Origin of the sequence: Neorhizobium petrolearium (assembly GCF_029854435.1) — a bacterium.
GTDB classification, from domain to species: Bacteria; Pseudomonadota; Alphaproteobacteria; order Rhizobiales; family Rhizobiaceae; genus Neorhizobium; species Neorhizobium petrolearium.
Map to the genome: position 1 here is coordinate 3,906,590 of NZ_CP123000.1, position 11,493 is coordinate 3,918,082.

General features: G+C 58.3%; 12 protein-coding genes. 2 read left to right on the top strand and 10 right to left on the bottom strand.

Translation table 11 applies throughout. The features are described from left to right. Positions 1-159: 159 nt before the first annotated feature. From QEO92_RS19090 to QEO92_RS19100, 3 genes are all read right to left on the bottom strand, one after another. A complete protein-coding gene (locus QEO92_RS19090) occupies positions 160-1,017 on the bottom strand; it encodes a substrate-binding domain-containing protein (RefSeq protein WP_227704083.1) in 858 nt (285 codons plus the stop codon). Between the two features lie 4 nt (positions 1,018-1,021). After that, positions 1,022-1,510 (bottom strand): c-type cytochrome, methanol metabolism-related, encoded by a 489-nt coding sequence (locus tag QEO92_RS19095; RefSeq protein ID WP_227704084.1) that lies wholly within the window; start codon positions 1,508-1,510, stop codon positions 1,022-1,024. Positions 1,511-1,725: 215 nt separating this feature from the next. Next, the gene (locus QEO92_RS19100) at positions 1,726-3,627 is read right to left on the bottom strand and encodes a methanol/ethanol family PQQ-dependent dehydrogenase (RefSeq protein ID WP_227704085.1); all 1,902 of its coding nucleotides are present in this window, start codon (positions 3,625-3,627) and stop codon (positions 1,726-1,728) included. Between the two features lie 422 nt (positions 3,628-4,049). Here QEO92_RS19100 and QEO92_RS19105 point away from each other — a divergent pair, with 422 nt between their 5' ends. Beyond that, a complete protein-coding gene (locus QEO92_RS19105; protein ID WP_037153147.1) occupies positions 4,050-4,400 on the top strand; it encodes a hypothetical protein in 351 nt (116 codons plus the stop codon). Between the two features lies 1 nt (position 4,401). Here the strand turns inward: QEO92_RS19105 and QEO92_RS19110 are convergent, their stop codons facing one another. From QEO92_RS19110 to QEO92_RS19120, 3 genes are read right to left on the bottom strand one after another with little or no spacing between them, the layout of a single operon-like run. Continuing rightward, on the bottom strand, positions 4,402-5,157 hold the full coding sequence (locus QEO92_RS19110) for an ABC transporter ATP-binding protein (protein WP_227704086.1): 756 nt from the start codon (positions 5,155-5,157) through the stop codon (positions 4,402-4,404). Next, complete coding sequence (locus tag QEO92_RS19115) at positions 5,117-5,932, bottom strand: ABC transporter permease (RefSeq protein WP_081952879.1); 816 nt, start codon at positions 5,930-5,932, stop codon at positions 5,117-5,119. Before QEO92_RS19115 ends, QEO92_RS19110 begins: the two co-directional genes overlap by 41 nt. Further along, positions 5,933-6,880 (bottom strand): ABC transporter substrate-binding protein, encoded by a 948-nt coding sequence (locus QEO92_RS19120; protein WP_227704087.1) that lies wholly within the window; start codon positions 6,878-6,880, stop codon positions 5,933-5,935. Positions 6,881-7,519: 639 nt separating this feature from the next. Here QEO92_RS19120 and QEO92_RS19130 point away from each other — a divergent pair. Further along, positions 7,520-7,912, top strand: coding sequence for a c-type cytochrome (locus QEO92_RS19130; protein ID WP_210050187.1), 393 nt, complete (start codon positions 7,520-7,522; stop codon positions 7,910-7,912). A gap of 63 nt (positions 7,913-7,975) precedes the next feature. Here QEO92_RS19130 and rpe read toward each other — a convergent pair whose 3' ends face one another. The 4 genes from rpe to QEO92_RS19150 are packed head-to-tail and all read right to left on the bottom strand — an operon-like array spanning position 7,976 to position 11,483. Next, positions 7,976-8,665 (bottom strand): ribulose-phosphate 3-epimerase, encoded by a 690-nt coding sequence (gene rpe, locus QEO92_RS19135; RefSeq protein WP_037153160.1) that lies wholly within the window; start codon positions 8,663-8,665, stop codon positions 7,976-7,978. Beyond that, positions 8,662-9,582: a CbbX protein gene (gene cbbX / locus QEO92_RS19140; protein WP_037153770.1), complete on the bottom strand. Its 921-nt coding sequence runs from the start codon at positions 9,580-9,582 to the stop codon at positions 8,662-8,664. The genes rpe and cbbX overlap by 4 nt, the downstream gene beginning before the upstream one ends. A 10-nt stretch (positions 9,583-9,592) precedes the next feature. After that, positions 9,593-10,012 carry a ribulose bisphosphate carboxylase small subunit gene (locus QEO92_RS19145; RefSeq protein ID WP_037153163.1) on the bottom strand — a complete coding sequence of 140 codons (420 nt, stop codon included), beginning with the start codon at positions 10,010-10,012 and terminating at the stop codon, positions 9,593-9,595. A gap of 10 nt (positions 10,013-10,022) precedes the next feature. Next, positions 10,023-11,483 carry a form I ribulose bisphosphate carboxylase large subunit gene (locus QEO92_RS19150; protein WP_037153165.1) on the bottom strand — a complete coding sequence of 487 codons (1,461 nt, stop codon included), beginning with the start codon at positions 11,481-11,483 and terminating at the stop codon, positions 10,023-10,025. Positions 11,484-11,493 lie beyond the last annotated feature (10 nt).

Here is an 11,493-nt window from a genome sequence, read left to right on the forward strand (position 1 = left end):
GCTTTTTCCAGCTTTTCTTCATAAGCTTTCTCCTCTTCGCTCTTTGCCTGAGATCAACAATTTGATCTCCTCCCGGCATCGTGCGCCCTCGGGCGCAAGCTCTGAAATTCGCGGCGTTACATCCGAACGCAATCGCACCTCACATTGTTCAACGACATCCTATCCCTTGATCTCGTTGCCGGCTTCATCGATCAGCGGCACCTGATATTGCAGGAGAATCCGATTTATCTCCGACTGGTTCTCCCTGATCACGGTATTCAAGGCGCGTTTCCACTCCTGGTCGGAGGGACGGACTCCCATGGTGATGCGATAGGACATATGGCTGACCTTCTCCTTGAGAAGCGGCACCACGACAAGATCCGGATTTATTTCCTTGACATAGTAGCCGGCCATCGGCCCCCAGAGAACGGCCACATCGATGACGTCGTTCTGAAGATCCTTCAACATTACCTCGGCCATGGACGGCATCGAGCGCGTATCCACCATCAGAGGATAGGTCTTGGCATTCCGCATCAGGTTGGCCTTTGCCATGCTGGCGCTCGGCGGCGTTCCGGCGACAATGCCGAGCCGTTTGCCGGCCAGTCTGGGATCTTCGATGGCTTCTGCGCCATCCAGGCCGCTACCCTTCTTGAAAACCATGACATAGGTCGAGCGGTAGTAGGCATTGGTGTTCTGCACGAGTTCGTCACCTTGGGCGTAACCCATGATGATATCGCAGCGGTTGGCCCGCAGCGTATTCCGGACGAAGCCGGTTGCCATCGGATACCATGTGTAGGTGACCGACTTGCGGCCAGTCTTCACCGCAACGAGTTCCGCCAGCTTGTTTTCGAAGCCTTCCCCGCTTTCATCCGTGAACGGCATGTTGGAAGGGTCGGCGCAGACACGCAGCACGTCCGGATCCACCAATTCGCCTGCGGCGCCGAGCCCGGCTGTCTGCGTGAATGCCGCGGTGGGAACCGCGGCAATCGCCGCGATCACGCAGAGCATATAAAGACCGCAGGATTTGCGTGCAGGCATATGCTCAGCTCCCCATGCACGATGCTTCTTGATCTTTGGCGGCCTGCGGCTTGTCAGCTTTCTTGGGAGGTCTGCCGCGCGGGATCCCATCGACGGCACGCGCTCGCAGATAAATGTAGATATCGTCCATATAGCAATAGACGTTCTTGTTGTTGCCGAAAGCGGGCATGACGTTTTCCTTGCCGCCGCCGACATTCTTACGCCCCTCGGCGACGATCGAAAGAAACGTCGCGTAATCCATCGTCTTCAACGAGTTGACCAGCGCCGGAGCATAGCTGGAACCCATTCCGTCTGGTCCATGACAGGTGTGACAGTCCGAATGATAACGGCGATATCCACTGAACGTGTACCAGTCCACCGTCCCATCATCCTGAAGCTTGAACGTCGGGTTTCCATCGGCGTCAAAATACTTACCGTCTTCATCGGTAACGGCTGCAGCCTTTTGTTTGTCGTCAGCGGCAAAGGTGATGCTGGAGCTGATGACAATAGACATAGTGATAACCGAGACTGTTTTGCAGACAGACATTCCTACCTCTTTCTCATTTCGCCACGAACACAGCTTGGCTGTCGCAATGCGGCGTTGACAGGTGGGTTGTGGGTTGCGTGGCAAAATCGAGAGCCCGCCAGGGAATTCCCGGTGATCCGGGCCCTCGTTTCTCTGCCTGCCGCCTCTTTAAGCGAGGTCGGCGTGCCTATGGTTCCCGTTTATCAATCCGGGAGGCCGAAGACGGTGAGCTGACCGCCCAGCGTCGTATAGTCGGCGAGAGCGGCATACCCACCGACCGCGCCGAGACCTGCTGTTGAAATCGACTGCTGTTCATCGGTGGGCGCTTTCTGGCCGGCGACAGCCGTTTGCCAGGCAGCCGCGCCTTCGGCCTGGAGCAGACCACCTGCGAGGCCGATACCAGCCCAGCCGCCAACACCCGAAAGCACGGCGATATACTGTTTGCCGTTGTGCTCGAAGGTGTTGATGTTGCCGATGATCCCGGACGGCGTCTTGAACTTGTAGAGTTCGTTGCCGTCCTTATCGACAGCCTTGATGTAGCCTTCCAGCGTGCCGTAGAAGATGACATCGCCTTCGGTCGACAGCGCGCCTGACCACACCGAGAACTGCTCGGGCTTGGACCAGACGATCTCACCCTTGGCAGCATCCCAGGCTATGAAGTTGCCCATGCCGCCATGGCTCTTGGGAGCCGGATACATCGACACTGTCGCACCCACATAGGGCTGACCTGCCGTATAGCTCACCCTGTATGGCTCGTAGTCCATGCAGACATGGTTCGTCGGCACGTAGAACAAACCGGTTTTCGGTGAGTAGGTAGCCGGCTGCTGGTCCTTGGTACCAAGCGCTGCCGGGCATACGCCCGTCGTGTTGGTATCCTCGCCGTTCTGCTGGGTCGAATACTGAGCCACGACCTGCGGACGCCCATACTGATCACTCTTCGGGTCCATCACGACTTCCGTCGCCCAGTTGACCACCGGATCGTATTTCTTGGCAACCAGCAACTCGCCGTTTCCGCGATCCAGCGTATAGGCAAAGCCATTACGATCGAAATGAACCAGTACATCCCGGGCTGCACCGTTGATCTGCATCCCGTCGACGAGGATCATCTCGTTCACGCCATCGTAGTCCCATTCGTCATGCGGGGTCATCTGATAGACCCACTTCGCCATGCCGGTGTCGGCGTCACGGGCGAAGATGGTCATCGACCATTTGTTGTCGCCGGGCCGCTGTACCGGGTTCCACGTCGAGGGATTGCCGGTTCCGTAATAGACCAGGTTCAGCTTCGGATCGAAGGCGTACCAGCCCCAGGTCGTTCCGCCGCCCTGCTTCCATTGCTCGCCTTCCCAGCTGCTGATGCCGGAGTCCTTGCCAACCGGTTTGCCGAGCTGGGTGGTCTTCTCACCATCCATCAGGGTTTCCGAGTCGGGCCCGGTCGAATAGGCCTTCCAGGCAACAGAGCCATCCTTCAGGTTATACGCGGTCACATGGCCGCGAACACCGAACTCGCCGCCCGATATGCCGATCAGAACCTTGTCATTGAAGATCATCGGTGCGGACGTTCCACTCTCCCCCTTGCCGCCAGCGGTATCCTCGCCGTTCTTCGCCTGCCAGGCGACTTTGCCTGTCTTGGCGTCGAGAGCGGTGACGGTCGTATCCGCTTGGTTGAGGATGATCTTGCCGTCGCCATAAGCAACGCCTCGGTTGACCGTGTCGCAACACATGATCGGAATGACGTTCGGATCCTGCTTGGGCTCGTATTTCCAAAGGATCTTGCCGTCATTGTTGAGGTCGAGCGCATAGACTGTATTGGGGAACGGCGCATGAACGTACATGACGTCGCCGATCACCAGAGGTCCACCTTCATGACCGCGCAGCACGCCTGTCGAAAACGTCCACTTGACCTGAAGGTTCTTCACATTGTCCTTGTTGATCTGGTTCAATTTTGAATAGCGGGTGTTGGCATAATCACCCGTCGGAATCGCCCAGTTCTTGGAATCGGAGATCAACTTCTGGACTTCATCATTGGCAAACACTCCTCCAGCCAACGACAAAGACACCGCAGTCGCCACTAATCCCGATTTTATGAAGTTTGCACGTACACGCATTTAGTCCTCCCGAAGTTCGCACAGATGACTTATTGCGGCGGCACCTGTTTCATAACAGAAGCCCGCGTCACCGGTTCAGCATGTGGGAAGTATTTCCGGCAGCGTGTCACGACCTAAGCCAGGCGCGCGGAGGGCACCGTTACCGCCCACCCGCTTGGCCTACGAAGACTGTCACCACTCCCTTGACGGCAACGTCCTTGAAGCCGGAAACAACCTAACCATAAGAGATAGAATTACTTTCCGCAAGCGTGTTTCTCAGCAATATTCGCTGCGACGCAGCATATTATTCTGCAATGCAGCAATTTATATTCGGAAAATTATCCTATGTTGCTGGATATTGACGCGATTTTGGAATTATACTTAGGAAAGTATTTGCCCCTCTTGCCAGAGGCGACAACTGCGCTATACGGAAAGGACATCCCATGGTTACGCTTGCGAAGTTTCCCGTCGCCGTGTTCGCATCTGCAGCAATAGGTTTCGCAGTCCCAGTGGCAGCGGCGACCACCTATCCGACCAATGTCATCGCTGAATATGTCTATGCCTGCATGAAAGCCAATGGTGAGAACCGGGCCACTCTCGATCGCTGCTCCTGTTCGATCGATGTCATCGAATCCATCATTCCCTACGACCGCTACGAGACAGCCGCCACATTCAGGCAAATGGGGTTGGTCGCTGGAGAAAACGGCGCACTGTTTCGCGAAAGTGCCCCTGCCAAAGCCGCAATAGCGGAACTGAAAAGGGCACAGGCCGAAGCGGATATACGCTGCTTCTAAGTCAGGTAGCGGCCCGTGCCGGAAATTTCTCGTGGAACGAGCGCAGGATGTCGCTGCAAACTTGAGCATTTCTGGATTGCCGGGGAATGCGCACCAGAAACGAGCCCACGACATGGGATGGGCGTGGCGACAGTACAATGATCCGGTCGGCCAGCATGATAGCCTCGAGAAGGTTATGCGTCACCATCAAGACCGTCGTCGGACGCTCCGACCAAATTTCGAGCAGCAGATAACGGAGCTGCTGTGCGGTCGCTTCATCAAGGGAGACGAAGGGTTCGTCGAGAACCAGGAGATCGGGCTCGATTGCAAGCGCCCGGGCAAGAGCAGCGCGGCGTGCGAGCCCGAGTGAAAGTTCTCCGGGATAAAACGCGCGCATCCCCGACAGACCAAGCGCATCGAACAAATGGTCGAGGTTTTTGCCAGACAGGCTTCTCGGTAATCCCAGACGCACATTTTCCTCGACCGTCCGCCAGGGCAGGAGAATCGGCTCCTGAAAAACCATGCCTATGCGCGGCTCCCTTTCTCCCGGAAGCTTTATGCGCCCCTCAAAGGAATGGTCCAAGCCGAGGAGCAATCGCAGCGTCGTGGTCTTGCCACAGCCGGAAGGACCGACCAGGCAGACGAATTCGTTCCGCTCCACCGCAAAGTTCAGATCGCGCAGGACTTCGATGCTGCCGCCCCTGGACGCCTCGAACGATTTGTGCCTGACTTCGATTTCAAGCTGCGCGTCTGCGCCAACGGGTTGAAGTGTGTTCAAGGGGCTGTACCAGGAGAAATTCGATGACAAGCATTACGCAGACGAAGGCCAGCGTATAGGCTAGGATGGAAGCGACGTCGAAAAGCTGAAAATAGAGATTGATCTGGAAACCGACACCATTCGACCGACCCAGAAGCTCTACGACGAGGACGATCTTCCAGATCAGCGAAATGCCGGAACGTGAGGCCGCAGCCAGATAAGGCTGCAGCTGTGGCAGCAGGACATGGCGCAATCGCGCAAGAGGCCCGAACTTGTAGACCTTTGCCATGTCCGTGTAATTCAGATCGAGCGCACGAGCCCCTTCCCTCATCGTGACAATCACATTCGGGATCTTGTTGAAGGCCACGGCGCCGATAGCAGCCACCTCATTCAGCCCGAACCAGATATAGGCAAGAACGATGATCACCAGTGCCGGGATGTTCAGGGAAAGAATGACCCAGGGATCGAGAAACCGGTCGGCGCGCGGATGGCTTCCGAGAAAGATGCCGATCGCCGAACCAATGATCATGGCGAGCAGGAATGAGACCGCTACGCGACCAAGAGTGATCGCCAGATGATAGGGTATCTCACCCCTCGCCGTCTCGCGGGCCATGGCGCGCAGGACGTCAAGCGGTGGCGGGAAGGCATGACTCGGCCACAGGGTCGCTGACAGATGCCACACTATGGCCAGAACGACGACCGATGCCACGACCGTCAGGAACGGCCCGAAGCTGCGTCTTCGTGCCGTTTTCTCTGTTTGCCCTTGCGACGATGAGCCAAGAGAGGCCGAACTCACCTATTCCGCCCCCCAGAAGGTGCCCGGCGCCAGTTCTTTCGACGATCCGACGAGATCCTCGCCGCCGATCGTCGCCAAGACGGAATAAAGCGTTTCCGCGTCCTTTTCCGCTTCTGCGGGCGGGCGTTTGGGAATGCCTTCGCGATAGCGATCGCGCATGACCTTCTGCTCACTCTCGTCACCCCGAAGCATCGGGGCAAGCATTTTCCACTCGTCATCGGAACTTTCGAGCAGCGCCTTTGCATCGGCACTTGCCGCTACGAAGCCGTCGATCGCGGATGGATGAGCCTTGCCCCAGGCTTCATGAAAGATATATCCCAGAGCAACGATCGGCCCGGAGGCGCCAAGCGCGGCGGCGGCCTCATGTCCTCCGGTCAGTCTGCGAAATCCCTTCGCCTCCAGCCGTGCACAATAATTCCAGAAATTGAGAACCGCATCGAGTTCCCCCTGCTGCACCTTCTCCGTCAGCAATGGCGGAGCGCCGTAGACGATCGTGTTTGTCTTGGCCAGGTCCCTGGAATAATCCTTCTTCGCCATGGCCTGGATCAGAAGCCAGTTCTTGTCCAAAGGACCGCCCGCAACGCCTATTTTCTTATCGGTGAGATCGCCGAGGTTTTTGATCGGAGAGTCTGGCGGAACCATGATAGCTCCGACCGCCGTGGAATAGGGAACGAAGGTCAAGTCGATGCCTGTGGCGCGCTGCCGCGAAACCCACAACCAGTCCGAAACGATCACATCGACCGCTCCGGCCATCAACGCGACATTCGTGGCGTCTTCGCCGGCAAATTCCTGCACATCCACGGTGATCCCGTGTTTCTCGTCGAGCTTATGCCGTTTGATCGTATCGAGCTCCCAACTCACCGTACCGAATTTGAGAACGCCGACACGAACGACCTCCGCGGCCGCGGCCTGCCCTATCGCTTGGGTAGAGAATGTCGCCAGCGACAATAATGCAATCCGAAATAACCGGCCGATCCCGCCTCCCATAAGTCCTTCCTCCCATGCGCCGCATCCGATGTTTCGTTTCTAGATGTCCCGGCTCTTCGTCGGGTATTCACATCGCCATCTGACAACACGCAGACGCGGATGTTCCGTAGACCACTTCGCAATCTGCGGGGGTGCCTGGAGCATACAGGTTGTCAGGCTTCCCCTATCTTCGAAATGGAGGTGCTCCTCCCGACAGCTCAAAGGCTTGTCCGCAAGACAAATTGTCAAAATGAGTTCGATAAAAGGCATATCGCACCTTTCGACCCACGGGCTTGCCGCAGCCGTTCCTTCTGCACAGGCGGCTGCATGCGCCGCCACCAGCCAATCACAGCCTCTTCCGGTGCCGGGAAGAGATAATGGGGAAGTTAGGAGCATCACGTCGGCCCGTCAATCACAACTTCCGATCCGTGCCATCCATGGCAGGCCCGATTGGCGTATCAAGGGTTGACTTACATTCGCCGGCAGGTAACTTTTTTGAATGGATCAAAAGTCCCTGTCGCCATTGCGCGAGAGGTCCAGCGATCCGGATGGCCGGTGCCACAGGAGGAATAGCGGCACCTGCCCTCGTCAAAGGGCACCCTTGGCGAACGAGGAGATACCATGAAATATCAAATCCTTCTGATCGGCGTGTCAGTTGCGATCTTTTCTGCCTGCGGGGTTAATGCTCAGGAGGGCGATGCCAACGCGGGAGCAACGGTGTTCAACAAGTGCAAGGCCTGCCATGACGCCGAGACGGATAAGAATAAGGTAGGTCCGTCCTTGAATGGTGTGATCGGCAGGGTTGCCGGCACCCATGCCGGGTTTGCCTATTCCAAGGCGATGGTCGAAGCAGGCAAAGCCGGCCTCCAATGGGACGAGGCATCGTTGCGTGACTACCTTCACAATCCCAAGGCGAAGGTGAAAGGTACCAAGATGGCTTTTGCCGGCCTGAAGGACGAAGGCGAGATCAGCAATCTGCTCGCCTATCTCGAACAGTTTTCGAAAAAGCAATGAAGCAAGGGGCTGCCGGTCTTCCCGGTAGCCCCATCATGCATTTCGCATCACTCGCAATTGAACTCAGGCCGCCCGACGCGCCAGTGACCTGTCCGCTTGCCGGCGGATCGCCTCGATATTGCCAGCATAGGCGGTTCTATCGTTGCCCGCGAACACGGCGGAGCCGGCCACGAGGACATTCGCGCCGGCGGCCGAGACCAGCGGCGCGGTTTCAGGAGTAACTCCCCCGTCCACCTCGATATGAATCGGACGATCGCCGATCATTGCGGCGACGCGGCGTACTTTCTCAACAACGGCCGGAATGAAGGCCTGCCCACCGAAGCCTGGATTGACCGTCATCAGCAGGATAAGATCCAGCCGGTCGAGCACATATTCGATGGTGCTTTCGGGCGTCGACGGATTGAGCGACACACCGGCCTTCTTTCCCAGTCCACGGATCGCCTGAAGCGTCCGGTCGAGATGCGGACCGGCTTCGGCGTGAACCGTGATGACATCGCAGCCTGCATCCGCGAAGGCGGCGATATAGGGGTCCGCCGGCGCAATCATCAAATGGCAGTCGAAGACGGCGTTCGTGCGCTTGCGGATGGATCGGATGACCTGCGGCCCGAACGTGATGTTGGGCACGAAATGGCCGTCCATGACATCGAGATGAATCCAGTCGGCGCCCGCCTTGACGACGTCTTCTACTTCCTCGCCCAGCCGGGAAAAATCCGCGGACAGGATGGAAGGTGCGATGATCGTCTTTGTGCTCATGATGCGGCCTCCTCTTGCATCGTCCCGCTGTTGAAAATGCGGCTTGCCCTGATATCGACGGCAACGATCGTCGACAGCGCATCGGCACCGATCGATCCGTTGGACGTTTCGAACAGCCGGTTTGCCTGGCGCAGGCGTGCCCTGTCGAGCGCGTTGCGGATGGAGCGGGCATTGGCGAAATGCGGCTGTCGACGGCGCAGCGCGATATATTGCTCCATGGCGGCCCGCCCCTCGACGTCAAGACTGTAGTTCTGCTTGGCGAGCATTACCTCCGCGATCCGCAGCAGCTCGTCATCCGTATAATCGGGAAAGTCGATATGATGGGCGATGCGCGAACGAAAGCCTGGATTGCTTTCGAAGAAGCGATCCATCCGGTCGGCATAACCCGCCAGTATGACGACGAAATCCTCGCGCTGATGCTCCATGACCTGCAGGAGAATTTCGATCGCCTCCTGACCGTAGTCACGCTCGTTTTCCTGCCGATAGAGATAATAGGCCTCGTCGATGAAGAGGACGCCACCCATAGCCTTTTTCAGGATTTCCTTCGTTTTCGGCGCGGTATGGCCGATATATTGCCCCACCAGATCGTCGCGGGTCACCGACACCAGATGCCCCTTGCGGATATAGCCGAGGCGATGGAGCAGATCGGCCATGCGCAGCGCGACCGTGGTCTTGCCGGTTCCCGGATTGCCGCTGAAGCTCATGTGCAGGGTCGGCGTCTCATGGGCGAGACCGAGACGCTTGCGCGCGCGCTCGACCAGGAGCAAGGCCGCGGTCTCCCTGATCCGCTGCTTGACCGGAGCAAGGCCGATGAGCGAGTTGTCCAACTCTTCCAGCACGTCCTTGACACCGGATTCGACATATTCCGCCCGCAGGTCGATGGTGGAAGGCACTTCGCCGTCGACCTTAGGTCTCATGGAAACCGCCTCAGCCATAGCGCTCTCCCGCCGGCTTGTCCGCCGCATAGGACCGGGTGGTGTAGCGGATGCTTCTGCCGCCCGCCTCCTGCCGCTCCAGCCGGAAGCCCGGCTCTGCCGCAGGACGGTTGACGATGAAGGAAAGGCGGACGGATTCCCATCCGTGGGTGCTGTCGAAAGCGACGAAGCGGATATAGCGGTCGCCATAGACCTTGCGGCACTCCTTCAGCTCCATGATCAGCGCAGCCGCATCCGGATTGTCGAACATCGGGTGGCCCCACATGTCCCAATAGGTGTTACGGGGATGCGGATCATCCGTGAATTCGAGGCTCATCGCCCAACCCTTGTCGATACAATACTGGGCCTGCCTGGCGATCTGCTCGTCCGTCAGCGGCGGCAGGAACGAGAACGCTCCCTGAGTGATATGCATGTCGCTTCTCCTATTCTGCTGCGGTGGCTGTCGGAACAAAGTCCGGCGTGTCGGTCGAGGTGTAGTCGAAGGTCACGTCCTTCCAGACATCGAGCGCCTGCTGCAGCGGCTGGCAGTGGCGCGCGGCGTCGCGCAGGATCTGTGGTCCTTCACGCAGGATATCCCTCCCCTCGTTACGGGCGAGCACCATGCATTCGAGCGCCACGCGGTTGGCCGTGGCACCGGCGGCGATACCCATCGGATGCCCGATCGTACCACCGCCGAACTGCAGCACGACGTCCTCGCCGAGGAGGTCCAGCAACTGGTGCATCTGTCCGGCATGGATGCCACCGGAAGCGACCGGCATCATCCGGTTGAGCGATGCCCAGTGCTGGTCGAAGAAGATACCATTCTCCAGCCTCATCGGATTGAAGTCCTCGCGGCAGATGTCGTAATAGCCGCGGGTTGTTGCGGGATCGCCTTCCAGCTTGCCGACAACGGTGCCGGCATGGATGTGGTCGACGCCCGCAAGCCGCATCCATTTGGCGATGACGCGGAAAGACACGCCATGCGTCTTCTGCCGCGTATAGGTCGAATGGCCGGCGCGATGGAGATGCAGGATCATGTCGTTGCGGCGCGCCCATTTCGCCATGGACTGGATCGCCGTGTAACCAATGACGAGATCGATCATGACAACCACCGAACCGAGCTCCCTGGCAAACTCGGCGCGCTCATACATGTCCTCCATGGTGGCGGCTGTGACGTTCAGATAGGTTCCCTTGACCTCACCGGTCTCGGCCTGGGCCTTGTTCACCGCCTCCATGCAATAGAGGAAACGTTCGCGCCAATGCATGAAGGGCTGCGAATTGATGTTCTCGTCGTCCTTGGTGAAATCGAGCCCACCCTTCAGCGCCTCATAGACGACGCGGCCGTAATTGCGCCCCGAAAGCCCAAGCTTCGGCTTCACGGTCGCGCCGAGCAGCGGGCGGCCGAACTTGTCCAGGCGTTCGCGCTCGACGACGATGCCGGTCGCAGGTCCCTGGAAAGTCTTCACATAGGCGACGGGGAACCGCATATCCTCCAGCCGCAACGCCTTCAGCGGCTTGAAACCGAAAACGTTGCCGATGATCGAAGCGCTGAGGTTCGCGATTGAACCCGGCTCGAACAGGTCGAGGTCGTAGGCGATATAGGCGAAATACTGCCCTTCGCCATTCGGCACGGGATCAACCCGATACGCCTTTGCGCGGTATTTCTCGGTCGCCGTCAGGCGGTCCGTCCAGACCACTGTCCAGGTCGCCGTGGAGGATTCGCCCGCGACGGCTGCCGCCGCCTCGATAGGATCGACGCCATCTTGCGGGGTGATCCGGAAGAGCGCGATGACATCGGTATCTTTTGGCTCGTAGTCGGGCTCCCAATAGCCCATCTTTTTATATTCCATCACGCCCGATCTGTAGCGCGCCGCGCCTTTGACGGTTTCGGATTTGCTGTCCATGGCTTGGTCC